Raw genomic sequence first — 15,051 nt, forward strand, 5'->3', positions numbered from 1 at the left:
TGGGCGAAGGCCATGTGGATTCCCCGGAAAGTGTGGTGTGGTCAGGCGGTGAGTGGTGGGCAGCTGCTTTCGCGAACGATCAGTTGTACCGGTGCCACGGTCTGGTGGCTGGCGGCCTGCGGTTGCTGCAGGCGCTGCAGTACCAGTTGTGCCGCCTGCTGGCCGCGCTCGCGCGGCGCAACCGACAAGGTGGTCAGCGGCGGCGTGCCGAGCGCCGCTTCGGCGATGTCGTCGAAGCCGGTCAGCGCGAAGTCCCGGCCGGGGTGCAACCCGCGCTGGTTGAGGCCGAGCACCAGGCCCAGCGCGACCGCGTCGTTGTAGCAGACCGCCGCGGTCGGGGCGAGTGCGCCGGCGAACAGGGCGGGCGCGTGGTGGGCGGCATCCAGTCGGGTCGGTGCGCATTCGATACGCCAGTACGGTTCGGTGCGCAGCCCGGCCGTGTGCATCGCCTCGACGTAACCGGCGTGGCGCTGCCGGCACGAGCTGGAATCGTGATGGCCGCCGAAGAACGCGATGTGCCGGTGGCCGCGGGCGATCAGGTGTTCAGTAGCCAGGCGGGCGCCATGCTGGTTGTCCAGCATCAGCTGGTCCCAGTGCGCGAATTCGGGCAGCGCGCCGCCCAGCTCGCGGTTGAACAGCAGCAGCGGCACGCGCCGACCGACCACGGCCAGCACGTCGTGCGCCTTGCTGTGTTCGGCCGGCGACAGGATGATCCCGGCCGGGCCGTGTTCCAGTAGCGAGCCGAGCACCGCCTGCTCGCGTGCGGGCGACTCGCCGGTGCAGCCGAGCAGGGTGACGAAGCCGGCGGCGGCCAGCGTCTCGTCCACGCCGGCGGCGAACTCGGCGAAGAACGGATTGGCCAGGTCGTTCAGCACCAGTGCGATGCTGGTCGAGGTGCGCCGGCGCAGGTTCGCCGCGGCGCGGTTGTAGACGTAACCCTGCCGGCGCAGTTCCTCCTCGACCCGGACGCGGGTGAGCTTGTTCACCAGCGGACTGTCGCGCAGCACCAGCGACACCGTGGCGCGCGACACGCCGCAGCCCGCGGCGATGTCGTTCAAGGTCACCTTGCGCCCGATCGGAGTTTGACTCGGCATGCAGTTTCACCGGATTAGAACGATCCAAATGTAACTTATCGCTGCCGTTGCGCACGTCGCGGCGCAGCATGCCTTGACCGGCAGCGAGTGTTAGCGTGCCGCTTTGAATCGTTCCAGCAAACGAGATCGACGATGACCATCCGGCTGCATGGCGTACTCCCCTGTCTGCTCGGTGCCGCGGTCGGCATCGCGGCGATGACACCTGTCGCCGCGCGTGCCGACGGCCACGCTGCGGCGGTCGACCCGCGCATCGGCAGCGGCGGCGACGGCCACACCCTTCCCGGCGCCACCGTGCCGTTTGGGATGATCCAGCTGTCGCCGGACACCGCGATGCCGGACTTCAAGCACGCCTACAAGTGGGCTGCCGGCTACCAGTACGGCGACAGCAGCATCCTGGGTTTTTCGCACACGCACTTCTCCGGCTCCGGCCATTCGGACCTGGGCGACGTACTGGTGATGCCGATTGCCGGCGACGTGCGGCTGGAGCCGGGCGACCCGACCAGGCCGGGCAGCGGCTACCGCTCGCGCTTCTCGCACGCCAGTGAAGTAGCGCAGGCCGGCTACTACGCGGTGACACTGAGCGACTACGGCGTGCGCGCCGAACTCACCGCCGGGCGGCGGATCGGCTGGCACCGCTACACCTTCCCGGCCGGCAAGCCGGCGCACGTGTTGCTGGACCTGCGCCCGAGCATCTACGACTACGCCGGCAAGGTGCTGTGGTCGAGCCTGCGCGTGCGCGGCGACGGCACCGTCACCGGTTGCCGCACCACCCGCGGCTGGGCGCCGGGGCGCGAGCTGTGCTTTGCCATGCGTTTCTCGCAGCCGATGACTTCGCGCGAGCTGCTCAATCGCGAGGCCGACATCGCCTACAAGGGGTTCAAGGGGCCGGGCAACCAGGCCGAGGATCGCGATGCGCAGGACGGCCGCGCACTGGTCGGCGTGTTCGACTTCGGCAAGCTGAAGAAGCCGCTGGAGGTGAAGGTGGCGATCTCGCCGGTGAGCGAGGCGAATGCGCTCGCCAACCTGGACAAGGATGGCGCGGGCTGGGATTTCGACGCGCGCCGCGCCGAGGCGAAAGCCGCCTGGGATGAGGCGCTGGCGGTGGTCGACATCGACGCGCCGAAGACCGCGAAGACACAGTTCTACACCGCGCTCTACCACGCCATGCTGTCGCCCACGCTGAGCATGGACGTCAACGGCGAGTACCGCGGGCCCGACCACGCGGTGCATCGCGCCGATGGCTTCGAGTTCCACTCGACCTGGTCGCTGTGGGACGTCTACCGTGCGCAGCAGCCGTTGATGGTGTTGCTGAATCCCGCGCGCAGCACCGATTTCATCCGCTCGCTGATCGCCGCGCGCGAGGCCAGCCCGTTCGGCATCCTGCCGGTGTGGGCGTACCAGGGGCTGGAGACCTGGTGCATGATCGGCTACCACGCAGTGCCGGTGATCGCCGACGCGTACATCAAGGGCGTGCGTGGCTTCGACGCGGACAAGGCGTTGGCGGCGATGGTGGCCAGCGCCACCTACGCGCCGTACGGTGACCTCGCCGACTACATGAAGCTCGGCTACGTGCCGATCGACAAGGAACCCGAAGGCGCCTCGAAGACGCTGGAATACGCCTACGACGACTGGTCGCTGGCGCAGATGGCGAAGGCGATGGGCAAGACCGACGTCGCCGCCACGTTCGCCAAGCGGGCGGCGAACTGGCGTCATGCATGGGATCCGAAAACCGGTTTCATGCGCGCGCGGCTGAGCGACGGCACGTTCCGCGAGCCGTTCGACCCGACCGCCGCCGGCTACGGCAGCGACTTCACCGAAGGCAACGCATGGCAGTACTCGTGGTACGTGCCGCAGGACGTGGCCGGGTTGATCGGCGCGATGGGCGGCGATGCGAAGTTTGTCGCGAAACTCGATGCCTTGTTCGACGCGAAGGTCGACCCCTCGCACTTCAAGCACGTCGAGGACATCACCGGGCTGATCGGCTGGTACGCGCACGGCAACGAGCCCAGCCATCACATCGCCTATCTCTACGACTACGCCGGCGCGCCGTGGAAGACGCAAGCCAGGCTGAAGCAGATCATGGACAGCCAGTACGCACCGCGCCCCGACGGCCTGAGCGGCAACGACGACCTCGGCCAGATGTCGGCCTGGTACGTGTTCACCGCGCTGGGCTTCTACCCGGTGACGCCGGGCAGCGACGAGTACGCGATCGGCCGGCCGTTCGTGTCGCGCGCCGCGATCCATGTGGGCAGCGGCCGCACGTTCACGGTCACTGCATCGCCGCTGGATGATGCGCATCCGTACGTCGGTGCGGTGACGCTCAACGGCAAGCCGCTCGATCGCACGTACCTGCGCCACGGCGAGATCGTGGCCGGCGGCGAGTTGCACTTCACCATGCAGGCCGGGCCGAATCGCGAATGGGGCCGCGCGGCGACAGCCCGGCCGGCGGCGATGAGTCGCTACGATGAATAAGTCGCGCCCGCGTGGCTTGGGTGAGGCATGGATGAAACATGCCAGAATGCGGCAGGAACCCTTTGACCGTAGGTCGGCCGATGCAGCGGGCGGGATGAAAACCAGGGGAGTCATGCGCTGGCGTACCGTTGGCCTGTTGCTGGCGATGCTGATCATCGTCGGCCTGCCGTATATCGTCACGCTGCAGGGAGCGCGCGATACCGAGCAGGCCACCGAGTGGGTGGTCCGTTCGACCGAGGTGAAGTCGCTGGCCTATCGGGTCGCTTATGTCGTGCACGACAGCGAGGCGGCCACCTATCGTCTGCTGGCAGGCGACGTGAACGAGGCCACGCATGCGCGTGCGGCGCGGGTCGGCAAGGAGGTGCCGCCGCTGCTGCAGGAACTGCGCAAGATGACCCGCGACAATCCCGATCAGCAGGCGCTGATGGGTGCCCTGGCCGGCGGCGTCAATGGCCGCCTGACCCTGATGAACCAGGCGCTGGCCCGGCTGCAGCAGGGCAATCCGGAGGGTGCCCGGCAGTCGCTGCGTGACGCCGACGACCTGTTCGGCATGAATGCGCAGATTGCCGGCATCGTGCAGATCGAGGACGGCCTGCTGAAGCAACGCCGGGAGGAGGCCACGCGGCAGTCCCTCGATGGGCGCATCGTGCTTTCGATCACCGCGCTGGCGCAGATCCTGCTGCTGGCCATCATCGTGATCGCCTCCGAGCGGCAGATCGGCCGGCGTCTGCTGGCCGAGACCCGCGAGGGCCGCGCGGTGCTGCGTTCGCAGCTGATCTTCCAGGCGGTGCGCGAACCGATCGCGCTGTTCGACGAAAACCTGAACAGCCTGCTGGTGAACAACGCCTTCAGCGAGCTGTACGGGATGGACTCGGGGCAGCGCTCGCAGCCGCTGGTGCAGATCGGCGAAGGCGCCTGGAGCGACAACGTGCTGCTGCAACGCCTGAACGACGTGCTGCTGCGCGATCGCGAGCTGTGGGACCACGAGCTGGTCCAGCGCACCGTCGACGGGATCGATCGGCACCTGGTGATCAATGCACGCCGGCTGCAGCAGCACGACGGCGGCGCGCCGGCGCTGCTGCTGACGGTCAGCGACGTCACCACGCGCGCGCTGGCCGAGCAGCAGGTGAACGAGCTCAATCGCCAGTTGGAAGGCAAGGTCACGCAGATCTCCGACGTCAACCGCGAACTGGAGGCGTTCAGTTATTCGGTGTCGCACGACCTGCGCGCGCCGCTGCGCCATATCGCCGGGTTCGCGCGCAAGCTGGAGCAGCACCTGGGCGACCACGTCGACGAAAAATCCGGCCACTACATCGAGGTGATCGCCAGCTCGGCGCAGCGCATGGCCGTGCTGATCGACGACCTGCTGGTGTTCTCGCGGCTCGGCCGCGGCGCGCTGCGGCTGCAGGCGGTGGACATGCAGTCGCTGGTCGACGAGGCCCGCGCGCTGGCCGAATCGGGTGTGCCGGATCGGCGTATGGTGTGGACCATCGCGCCGTTGCCGATGGTGATCGGCGATGAGAACATGCTGCGCACGGTCTGGCAGAACCTGCTCGGCAACGCGGTGAAGTACACCGGGCATTGCGAGGTGGCGCGCATCGCGGTGAGCGTGCAGCAGGGGCGCAATGGCGACTACGAATTCACGGTAAGCGACAACGGTGCGGGGTTCGACATGCAGTATGCGGACAAGTTGTTCGGCGTGTTCCAGCGCCTGCACCGCGCTTCGGAATTCCCGGGCAACGGGATCGGGCTGGCCAACGTGCGACGGATCGTGGCGCGCCACGGCGGTCGCGTCTGGGCCGAGGCCGAGCCGGGGCAGGGTGCCCATTTCCATTTCTCGCTGCCGGCCACCGACGCGGCCGGCACACGCACCTGAGAGCGAAGCATGAACAAGAAAGACCTGCGCACCATCCTGCTGGTCGAAGACAGCCTGGCCGACGCCGAAATGGCGATGGACGCGCTCGGCGAAGCGCACCTGGCCAACCCGGTGGTGCACGTGGAAGACGGCGTGGAGTGCATGGACTATCTCTACTGCCGCGGTGCGTGGGCCGCACGCGATCCGGGCGATCCGGCGGTGGTGTTGCTGGACATCAAGATGCCGCGCATGAACGGGCTGGACGTGCTGACCGCGATGCGTGCCGATGAGCGGCTGCGGCGGATTCCGGTGGTGATCCTGTCGTCCTCGCGCGAGGAAAGCGACCTGGCGCGCAGCTGGGACCTGGGCGCCAATGCCTACGTGATCAAGCCGGTCGACGTGGACCAGTTCTTCGACGCGGTGCGCACGTTGGGGCAGTTCTGGGCGGTGCTCAACCAGGCGCCCGAGCACGAATGAGCGAATGGAACGCGGCGACTCGCATCGGCCCCAGGCTGCATGCGGCGCCGGAAACGGGCGGGGGCAGCAGGGAACCATATGCCAAACCGGCAACTTCGGGCGATACCGGCCATCCGGGTGCTGCAAGTCGAGGACAGCCAGCTCGATGCCGAGCTGGTGCTGGCCGAGCTTGATGCCGATCACATCGGCTACGAGGTGCGCCTGGTCGACGACGAGGCGAGCTTCCTCGCCGCGCTGATCGGCTTCAGGCCGCACATCGTTTTGTCGGACCTCAGCATGCCCGGGTTTTCCGGTCAGCATGCGCTCGACCTGCTGCGCCGGCGCGACGAGGACCTGCCTTTCATCTTCGTCTCCGCCACGCTGGGCGAGGAGGCGGCGATCGAGGCGCTGCGCAACGGCGCCACCGACTACATCCTGAAGCAGAACCCGGCCCGGCTGGCCAGCGCGGTGCGCCGCGCGCTAAGCGAGGCCGAAGCGCGCCGGGCCAGCCGCCGCTCCGAGGCGGAGCTGATCCGCGCGCAGCGTTTCGAGAGCCTGGCGATGCTCGCCGGCGGCCTCAGCCACGACTTGCGCAATTTGCTGCAGCCGCTGCTGCTGGCCGGCGACAGCCTGCAGGATTACCAGGACGACCCGCGCCTGGCGCGGCTGGGCAAGCTGGTGCGCGACTGCGGCAAGCGCGGCCTGGACATGGTGCACTCGATGCTGTCGTTCGCGCGCGGCGCGCGCCGCGCGGAGCAGGTGCGGCTGGGCGCGCTGTTCAGTGCGTTCGATCTGCTGATGCAGGGCAGCGTGCCGCGTACGGTATCGATGGAACTGGTCATCGACGATCCCGAACTGTCGTTCGAGGGCAACCACACCGAACTGCAGCAATGCCTGCTCAACCTGTGCCTGAACGCGATCCAGGCCATGCCGGACGGCGGCCATCTGCGCGTCGAGGCCACGCAGACGTCATTGTCGGCGGATTTCTTCCTGCCGGAAGAACAGCCGCGACTGGGCCGTTACCTGTGCATCAGCGTGATCGACGATGGCCCCGGCATGGACCAGTCGGTGCTCGAGCATCTGTTCGAACCGTTCTTCACCACCAAGGAAGCCGGCACCGGACTCGGCCTGCTTTCATGCCAGCGGATCGTCGACAGCCACGGTGGCGTGATGCGGGTGGACAGCGAACCGGGCCGCGGCACCCGCTTCGACCTGTATTTCCCGCTGGAGGAGCCGGTCGTCGACGGCGGCCAGCCGGAGGGCGAAGACGACCTGGAAGGCGCCGCCGAACGCGTGCTGGTGGTGGTGGAGGAGGCCGGCCAGCTGTCGCTGCTGGCCGATACACTCGATGCCTACGGCTATCAGGCGCATGCCAGTCAGAGCGGTACCGCCGCGCTGCAATGGATCGAAGCCGGCGGCCTGCCCGACCTGGTGGTGCTGGATGCGGACATGAACCTGTTCACCGGCGTGCGCACGCTGGCCGCGCTGATCGAGCATGGCTACAGTGGCGCGGTGATCCTGCTGGCGCGCCCCGGCGCCACGCCGGACCTGCGCGAACTGCCCCTGCTGGAACACCTCTACGTGATCGACAAGCCGGTCACCACCCAGGCGTTGCTGCGCGCCTTGCGCAAGGCGCTGAATGCGGCCGGCAACGCGGCCGATGCGTGAGCCGCGCGGGTACGACGACCACGAGGACAAGGATGTTTGCGGACTACCTTGATCTGGCCCTGCGCAGCTTCCGCCGCAGCAAGGCGCTGACCGCGCTTGTCGTGCTGTTGATGGGCTGTGGCGTGGCCACCTGCATGGTCACCTTCGCGGTGTTTCGCGCCACCGCAGCCGATCCGATTCCTTGGAAGTCGAACCAGCTGTTCGTGCCGCAGATCGACAACTTCGGGCCGGCGCAGAACTGGAAGGGCGAGCCGCCGAACCTGCTCAGCTACACCGACGCCACGGTATTGCTGCATGCGCGACAGGCGCGGCGGCAGGTGCTGATCTACGGCAGCAAGTGGACGGTAATGCCGGGTGACGCGCAGCACCTGCCGTCTTCACAGGAGGGCGATGCGGTCAGCCATGACTTCTTCGCGATGTTCGACGTGCCGTTCCGTTACGGCGGCGGCTGGTCGGCCAGCGACGACGATCAGCGCGCGGCGGTGGTGGTGATCAGTAGCGCGCTTAACCAGAAACTGTTCGGCGGCGCCGACAGCGTGGGCCGCGAGATCAATCTGGATACGCACGCCTACCGCATCGTGGGCGTGCTGGACAACTGGAATCCCAGCCCGCGCTTCTTCGATGTGAGCAGCACGTGGTATCCCTTCAGTCATCCCCGCCAGCTGTATCTCCCGTTCAGCCGTGCCATCGATCTGCAGAAAGCCGCCAGCACCAACTTCTATTGCAGCACAAACTCGGTCGATCCCTACCTGCCGAACTGGGACAGCATCCTGCACAGCGAATGCGCGTGGATCGCCGCGTGGGTGGAGCTGCCCACGCGCGCTGACGTGGAGCGCTACCGCGGCTGGCTGCACAACTACGCGGCTGAACAGCAGCGCGTCGGCCGCTTTGCGTGGCCGCCCAACGTGCGCCTGTCCGATGTCGGGCAGTGGCTGGACGTGATGAAAGTGGTGCCGAAGGCATCGGCGCTGTCGATGATCGTCTCGGCGAGTTTTCTGCTGATCTGTCTGGTCAACGTGGTCGGCCTGATGCTGGCCCGCTTCATGCGCCGCGCGCCGGAGATCGGCGTGCGCCGCGCGCTGGGCGCGTCGCGCGGCGCGATCTATCGCCAGTTTCTGGTCGAGGCGGCGGCGATTGGATTGGCCGGTGGCGTGCTGGGCCTGCTGCTGACGGCGCTGGGCATGGCCGGCATCGGTCACGTGTTCGAGCCGGAAATCGCCCGGCTGGCGACGCTGGATGCATCGCTGTTGCTGCTGACCGTGCTGGTCGCGGTGGCGGCCAGCTTGGTCGCCGCGCTGTATCCCACCTGGCGCGCCGCCCAGGTGCAGCCGGCGTGGCAGCTGAAGTCGAACGGATGAACATGACGATGCAGATACGACCGATCCTGGCCGCGTTGCGTCGGCACAAGATGGCCACGCTGCTGATCGTGCTGCAGATCGCGCTGACCCTGGCGGTGGTCAGCAACGCGCTGTTCATCGTCAAGACGCGGGTGCTGCATCTGTCGCGCCCGACCGGCACCGACGAGGCGCATCTGTTCGTCATCAAGAACGGGTGGATCGGCCAGCCGGACGTACCGCACATCGACGCGCAGATGCGCGCCGATCTGGTGACGTTGCGCAGCCTGCCGGGCGTGCACAACGCGTTTGCCAGCGAAGCCTATCCGATGCAAGAGGGCGGTGGCGGGCTGGTGCGCATCAAGCATCAGGTCGCGCAGACGACGAAGGCGCAGCTCGCCCTTTCCTATTTCGCCGACGAGCACGCACTCGACACGTTCGGCACCGCGCTCGTGGCTGGCCGCAATTTCCGCGCCGACGAGATCGTGAGCCTCGGTCCGTACGATGCGTCGAGACCGGCGGTGATCATCATTACGCGCGACCTGGCGCACAAGCTTTTCCCTGACGGCGCGGCGGTGGGCCAGCGCGTCTATCTCAGCGACGACGGCCCGAGCACGATCATCGGCATGGTCGATCGACTGCAAGGCAGTTACGCGGGCAGCAGCACGCGTTCGATCGACGAGGACACCGTCCTGGTGCCGGCGCGTTACGCCAGCTCCGACGACGGGGCGAGCTATGCCGGCGGTACGGTCTATCTGGTGCGCGCGCAACCGGGCCAGCTCGCGGCGGTACTGCGCGCGGCGCCGGCTGCACTGGTCGCGCAGAACCGCATGCGCGTGATCAGCCCGGAAGACGGCGTGGTTACTCTGGAACAGGCGCGCACAAAGGCCTACGCCACCGATCGCGGCGTGGCGATCATGATGGGCGCGGTGTGCGTGTTGCTGCTGCTGGCGACGGCCGGTGGCATCGTGGGCTTGAGCAGCTTCTGGGTCGGCCAGCGCCGTCGCTCGATCGGCGTGCGGCGTGCATTGGGCGCGACGCGCGGCGACATCCTGCGTTATTTCCAGACCGAAAATGCCCTGATCGTCGGTATCGGCGTGGTGCTGGGCGTGGCACTCGGCATCGCCGCGAACCTGTCGCTGATGACGCACTACGAACTGCCGCGGATGCCGCTGTGGGTGCTGGGTGTCGGCGCGCTGTTGCTGTGGCTGCTTGGCCAGCTGGCTGTGTTCGGCCCGGCGCGGAGCGCCGCTGCGGTGCCGCCGGTGGAGGCGACGCGCTCGGTGTGAGCGTGCTCTGCCTCAGTCGATGCCGAGCTTCTTCAGCTTGTAGCGCAGCGCGCGGAAGGTGATGCCGAGTTTGCGGGCGGCGGCGGTCTTGTTGTAGCGCGATTCTTCCAGTGCCTTGACGATGGCGGTGCGCTCGAGGTTGCTGATGTAGTCGTCGAGACCGCCGTTGGCGCTGGCGGCCGCTGGTGCCGGCGCTGCCTGCTGGCCTGGTGTCGCCGCCTCCTGGCTGGGCCGCGCGCTGCGTTGGGGCAGCATCAGGTCGACGGCTTCGATGGTGCTGCCGTCGCACATCGCCATCGCGCGTTCGAGGACGTTTTCCAGTTCGCGCACGTTGCCGGGGAAGTCGTACGCGTCCAGCGCGTCGCGGGCGGACGGCGACAACTGACCGATGCTTTCGCCGCTCTTGCCGGCCAGCGCCTTGAGGATGAACGCGGACAGCTGCGGCACGTCGCCGCGGCGCTCGCGCAACGGCGGCACGCGCAGCTCGATCACGTTGATGCGGTAGAACAGATCCTGGCGGAACTGGCCCTGCTCGACCAGCTGGCCGAGGTTCTTGTGGGTAGCCGAGAGGATGCGCACGTCCACCGGGATTTCGTCGCGGCCGCCGATCGGGCGCACCGCCTTTTCCTGGATCGCGCGCAGCAGCTTCACCTGCATGTGCAGCGGCAGTTCGGCTACTTCGTCGAGGAACAGGGTGCCGCCCTGGGCGGCCTGGAACAAGCCTTCCTTGTCCACGCTGGCGCCGGTGAAACTGCCCTTGCGGTGACCGAAGAACTCGCTCTCCATCAGCTCGGACGGGATCGCGCCGCAGTTGACCGGCACGAACGGGCCGCTGGCGCGCGGGCCCTGCTCGTGGATCAGCCGCGCCACCAGCTCCTTGCCCACGCCGGATTCGCCGGCGATGTAGACCGGCGCCTGGTTGCGCGCCAGCTTGCCGATGGTGGAGCGCACCTGCTGCATCGCCGCGGAGTCGCCGATCAGGCGGTCGCCGGAATCGCCGGTTTTCGCGGCGGCGGCACCGGTGCGCCTTTCCTCGGCCAGGCGCAGCGCGGTACGCACCAGGCCGCGCAGCATCTGGATGTCGACCGGCTTGGAGACGAAGTCGAATGCGCCGGCCTTCAGCGCGTTCACCGCGGCGTCGACGTTGCCGTAGGCGGTGATCATCGCCACCGGCATGTCGGGATGGTTCGCGGCGATCAGCTCGATGATCTCGTGGCCGGTGCCGTCAGGCAGCCGCATGTCGGTGAAGCACAGGTCGTAGCTGCGTTCGGCCAGCGCGCGGCGTGCCTCGGCGACGGTGCCGACGGCGTCGACCTGCAGGTCCATCCGCCCCAGCGTGATGGTCAGCAGTTCGCGGATGTCGCGTTCGTCGTCAATGACCAGGACGGTCTGTGGGTTCATGGCACGGCGCGTGGCTATCGATGCAGCAGAGAATACCCGGCCCCGAGCTGCGGGGCAAAGACTGTTAGTGCCCCAGCCGGCGGTCGAAGAAGCGCACCATCACCGCGTATGCCTCGCGCGATTCGGGCATGTCCGGGTCGGAGAAGAACGAATGCCACATGCCGTCCCAGACGTGCAGCTCGGTATCCACCCCGGCCGCGGTCAGCAGGGCCTGGCTGTGCAGGACCGAGCTCAGGGTGAAATCGCGGCTGCCGGTGATCAGCAGGGTCGGCGGGAATTTCGCCGGCAGCGCGGGCGAATTGGCCGGGAACACCAGCGGATCGCTGGCGCTGGCGCCCTTGAAGTACGGCAGGTCGGCCAGCTTGAGCGGCCCGGCGGGCGGCGAGTCGCCGCTCAGCACGGGCGCCACGTAGGCGGAATCGCCGCCGAGGTCGCTGATCGAGCCGCAGAAGGTGCCGATCGCTCCCGGCACCGGCAGCTTGTGGGTGATGATCCGCGCCACCGCCTCGCCGGTGAGCACGCCGCCGGCGGAGCAGCCGTAGATGCCGATGTTCCGCGCCGGGTACTGCTTGAGCAGGGCACGGTAGACCGCCTCGACGTCCTCGCTGGCGGTCGGGAACACATGTTCCGGCCCCTGCCGGTAGTCGACGCTGACGACCTTGATCCGGCCCAGGCTGGCCAGCGGAATCGACTCCACCAGCCCGCCGCTGTGTGCACCCCACAGGAAGGCGCCGCCGTGCAGGTTGATCAGCACGCGGTGCCGCTGCTTCGCGGCGATGCCTTGCGCCGGCAGCACCACGTCGGTGGGCACGCCGCCGGCGGTCTCGGCGTGGATCTTCACCGGATAGAGTTTCTGCATGCGCTTGGCGCGATCGGTGTTGATCCTGTCGTAGTAGGCGCGACTGGCGGCGATCGAGCCGATGCCCGGCGCGTGCCGGCTTTGTTCGAGCATCCGCTGGAACTGCTGCTGCGCCTCGGGCGACGCATACGCCGAGTACGGCACGACGAAGGCGGGCACGCTCACGTTGCCGCGGCTGTCGACGCCGGGCCGCTGCGCTTGCGCGAACGCCGCGGTGCTGAACATACTGATGTAGAGCAGGCCGATGTAGAGCAGGCCGGTGCAGAACGCGGTTTGCATCAGCCGGTGGGTGCGTAGTGCAGGCATGGCCTTTCTCCTCGTCGATGCGGGGGGCGCTGGCGGTTCTAAAGTGCGTGGCGGACCAGTTCCGGCTTGCCGTCGGCCGCGCGGCGGACCGTGATGTCGTAGTAGTGGCCGCGCAAGCTGACGTGCTTCAGCGTGAACGACTTCCACGGCGGCGGCAGCACCGGCGCATACGCCTCAACCAGTCCGTCCTGTTCGAGGCGCAGGCCGGTGAAGCCGTAGAGGATGTTCTGCAGCAGGCCGCCCGAGGCGGTCAGGAAATAGCCGGTGTTGTTGGTGGCGGTCTCGGTGCGCACGTTGAACGGCGGTTTCAGCACGTGGGTGGTGAGGTTGCGCTGGAACCACGCGCCGGCCGTGGCCGCGTCGCCCAGCGTGGCGGCGGCGATCGACACGGGCGAAAGCCCCATGCTGTTCGGCTCCTGCCGCGACCGTTCGATCAGCCCCATCGCGTAGTCGAAATCGTTGCGGCGTACCTCGGCGCTCATCGGCAGGTCCAGCGAGGGATAGGCGAGCGCCGGCAGGGCGGTGTCGCCCCAGGCATCGATGTCGTGCGGCACGCTTTCGTCGAAATCGAGATGGTGTCCGTCCTTCGCCGAGAACGGGATGTGCAGGTGCGCGGCGACATCGGCCCAGTGCGGGTCCGGCTTTGCGCCGACGACGGACGCAGCGGCCGCGGCGATGTTCAACGCCTTGCGCGCGGAGGCGTTGGTGAAGGTGTCGTTCGGCACGTCGTTGTAGGCCTCCAACACGGAGGTGACGTGGTGGATCTCGTAGCGGTGTTTGTCTGCCACCCAGGTCGCGCGGCTGGCCCAGAAATCCGCCACGTCGCGGATCACCGACCAGCCGTAGCGGGCCAGCCACTGGCGGTCGCCGGTGGCCAGGTAGTACTGCCACTGGGCGATGGCGACGTCGGCATTGACGTGGATCTCGCGCTCGCCGAGCACGTAGGCCATGTGCGGCGTCTGCTCGCTGCCGTTCTGCGGATCGGCCTCCCATGGGAACATTGCGCCGCGCAGGCCGCGTGCCTGCGCCCGCGCTTCGGCGGCCGGCAAGGTGCGCGAGCGGAACATCACCAGCGATTTCGCCCGCTGCGGATGCAGCAGCAACAGCGCGGGAAACACCCAGGTGTCGCTGTCCCAGAACACGTGGCCGGCGTAGCCGGGCGTCATGCCGCAACCACCGGTCGCCCAGGCGGTGTCGGGAGTAATGTTGGACAGCAGGTAATAGAGATCGGAATGGACGATCCGCTGCGCCTGCGGATCGCCGTCGATGCGGATGTCCGATGTCCACAGTTCGCTCCAGGCCTTGCGATGCGCGTCGAGCAGGCGCTCGAAGCCGGCTGTGCGCGCGGCCGTGGCCAGCGCGCGATCCTGCTTCGCATCGCCACCCCAGCCAGCGCGCGACAGCGCGACGAACTTGGTGAAAGTGTAGGTCTGTCCCTTGCGCACTTTCGCGGTGAGGTTCAACGCCACCCGGTAGCGGCTCCGATACACCCGCAGGTCGCTGGGCTGCAGGCCCGTGGGCAGATCGATCGCGGCGGCTTCGGCCATCGACAGGCCTTGCTCGGCGTGGCCGTCCAGCCACAGCGTGCGGTCGGCCGTGTCGCCATCGGCGGCGGTGACGTGCGTGTCGCCGTGGTACCAGAGCACCGCACGGTCGGGCGTGGCCGGCGCGACCGGTTCGAGCTTCAGGTTGCGCGCCGCCACCGCCTCCTGCATTTCGTCACCGGTCAGGCGCGCCAGCGGGAAACGCGGCTGATGCGGCGCCCACAGGTTCAGCGCGAACGACAGCTGCACCTCGCCGTCGAACTCCGGCGTGATCGACAGCTGGGTCGCGGCGAGATGGGGCGAAGCCTGGCTGACCAGGCTGGTCACTTCGATGCGCGTGGCCCGGCCATGGTCGAGGTGGCGGTAGCGCGTGGTGAGCGTGCCTTCGTACAGATTCAGCTGCTGCTGGTAGTCCTGGAACACGGTCGGATCCAGCGCGGCCTGGTTGAGCCAGAAGTGGCCGGCCGGCGAATTGCCCGCGCTGTAGTCGATCTCGCTCCAGCCGGGCACCGCGGCGGGACGCGCGATGTCGCCCTGCGCATAGTCCATGAACGCGACCAGGTAGGCGAGGTTGCCTTCGGTGCCGCGCGGCGCGGTCAGCGTCGACAGGTAGCCGTTGCCGAGCTGGCCGGGAAAGTAGCTGGCGAAGTCCTTCGCGGTGGCCGTCAGCAGGAAGCTGGGATCGGTCGCGGCTCGTGCGCCGACGGCACTGCCGAGGCCGATGACGGCCAGTGCCGCGAGCTGCCACAGTCGACGGGATGCATATTTCATCT

10 protein-coding genes are annotated in these 15,051 nt (G+C 67.9%); 6 read left to right on the plus strand and 4 right to left on the minus strand.

The annotated features are described in order from the left end of the window. Window positions 1-41: 41 nt before the first annotated feature. Window positions 42-1,094, minus strand: a complete 1,053-nt coding sequence (locus ASG75_RS12395; RefSeq protein WP_056389816.1) for a LacI family DNA-binding transcriptional regulator — start codon at window positions 1,092-1,094, stop codon at window positions 42-44. Between the two features lie 132 nt (window positions 1,095-1,226). On the opposite strand from ASG75_RS12395, the gene ASG75_RS12400 reads away from it, so the two are divergent. From ASG75_RS12400 to ASG75_RS12425, 6 genes are all read left to right on the plus strand, one after another. Beyond that, window positions 1,227-3,566: a GH92 family glycosyl hydrolase gene (locus tag ASG75_RS12400; protein WP_056389818.1), complete on the plus strand. Its 2,340-nt coding sequence runs from the start codon at window positions 1,227-1,229 to the stop codon at window positions 3,564-3,566. Between the two features lie 112 nt (window positions 3,567-3,678). Then, a complete protein-coding gene (locus ASG75_RS12405) occupies window positions 3,679-5,442 on the plus strand; it encodes an ATP-binding protein (RefSeq protein WP_235580220.1) in 1,764 nt (587 codons plus the stop codon). Window positions 5,443-5,451: 9 nt separating this feature from the next. After that, a complete protein-coding gene (locus ASG75_RS12410) occupies window positions 5,452-5,898 on the plus strand; it encodes a response regulator (protein WP_056389823.1) in 447 nt (148 codons plus the stop codon). A gap of 78 nt (window positions 5,899-5,976) precedes the next feature. Further along, window positions 5,977-7,545, plus strand: a complete 1,569-nt coding sequence (locus tag ASG75_RS12415) for a response regulator (RefSeq protein ID WP_200935699.1) — start codon at window positions 5,977-5,979, stop codon at window positions 7,543-7,545. Window positions 7,546-7,577: 32 nt separating this feature from the next. After that, window positions 7,578-8,903: an FtsX-like permease family protein gene (locus tag ASG75_RS12420; RefSeq protein ID WP_056389826.1), complete on the plus strand. Its 1,326-nt coding sequence runs from the start codon at window positions 7,578-7,580 to the stop codon at window positions 8,901-8,903. Continuing rightward, window positions 8,900-10,168, plus strand: a complete 1,269-nt coding sequence (locus ASG75_RS12425) for an FtsX-like permease family protein (protein ID WP_056389828.1) — start codon at window positions 8,900-8,902, stop codon at window positions 10,166-10,168. Before ASG75_RS12420 ends, ASG75_RS12425 begins: the two co-directional genes overlap by 4 nt. 12 nt (window positions 10,169-10,180) lie before the next feature. Here the strand turns inward: ASG75_RS12425 and ASG75_RS12430 are convergent, their stop codons facing one another. The 3 genes from ASG75_RS12430 to ASG75_RS12440 all read right to left on the minus strand — a co-directional run bounded on the left by ASG75_RS12430 (window position 10,181) and on the right by ASG75_RS12440 (window position 15,049). Continuing rightward, window positions 10,181-11,569 (minus strand): sigma-54 dependent transcriptional regulator, encoded by a 1,389-nt coding sequence (locus ASG75_RS12430; RefSeq protein WP_056389830.1) that lies wholly within the window; start codon window positions 11,567-11,569, stop codon window positions 10,181-10,183. 64 nt (window positions 11,570-11,633) lie between these two features. Continuing rightward, entirely contained in the window at window positions 11,634-12,734 is a 1,101-nt protein-coding gene (locus tag ASG75_RS12435; protein WP_235580221.1) for an alpha/beta hydrolase, read from the minus strand. 38 nt (window positions 12,735-12,772) lie between these two features. Further along, window positions 12,773-15,049 (minus strand): glycoside hydrolase family 65 protein, encoded by a 2,277-nt coding sequence (locus tag ASG75_RS12440; protein ID WP_056389838.1) that lies wholly within the window; start codon window positions 15,047-15,049, stop codon window positions 12,773-12,775. Window positions 15,050-15,051 lie beyond the last annotated feature (2 nt).

Origin of the sequence: Rhodanobacter sp. Soil772 (assembly GCF_001428385.1) — a bacterium.
Taxonomy (GTDB): domain Bacteria; phylum Pseudomonadota; class Gammaproteobacteria; order Xanthomonadales; family Rhodanobacteraceae; genus Rhodanobacter.

Excerpts from the sequence above, each read along its gene's own strand:
- ASG75_RS12395 (WP_056389816.1), bottom strand. The coding sequence starts at position 1,094 with ATGCCGAGTCAAACTCCGATCGGGCGCAAGGTGACCTTGAACGACATC.
- ASG75_RS12405 (WP_235580220.1), top strand. The coding sequence starts at position 3,679 with ATGCGCTGGCGTACCGTTGGCCTGTTGCTGGCGATGCTGATCATCGTC.
- ASG75_RS12425 (WP_056389828.1), top strand. The coding sequence starts at position 8,900 with ATGAACATGACGATGCAGATACGACCGATCCTGGCCGCGTTGCGTCGG.
- ASG75_RS12430 (WP_056389830.1), bottom strand. The coding sequence starts at position 11,569 with ATGAACCCACAGACCGTCCTGGTCATTGACGACGAACGCGACATCCGC.
- ASG75_RS12420 (WP_056389826.1), top strand. The coding sequence starts at position 7,578 with ATGTTTGCGGACTACCTTGATCTGGCCCTGCGCAGCTTCCGCCGCAGC.
- ASG75_RS12410 (WP_056389823.1), top strand. The coding sequence starts at position 5,452 with ATGAACAAGAAAGACCTGCGCACCATCCTGCTGGTCGAAGACAGCCTG.
- ASG75_RS12440 (WP_056389838.1), bottom strand. The coding sequence starts at position 15,049 with ATGAAATATGCATCCCGTCGACTGTGGCAGCTCGCGGCACTGGCCGTC.
- ASG75_RS12400 (WP_056389818.1), top strand. The coding sequence starts at position 1,227 with ATGACCATCCGGCTGCATGGCGTACTCCCCTGTCTGCTCGGTGCCGCG.
- ASG75_RS12415 (WP_200935699.1), top strand. The coding sequence starts at position 5,977 with ATGCCAAACCGGCAACTTCGGGCGATACCGGCCATCCGGGTGCTGCAA.
- ASG75_RS12435 (WP_235580221.1), bottom strand. The coding sequence starts at position 12,734 with ATGCCTGCACTACGCACCCACCGGCTGATGCAAACCGCGTTCTGCACC.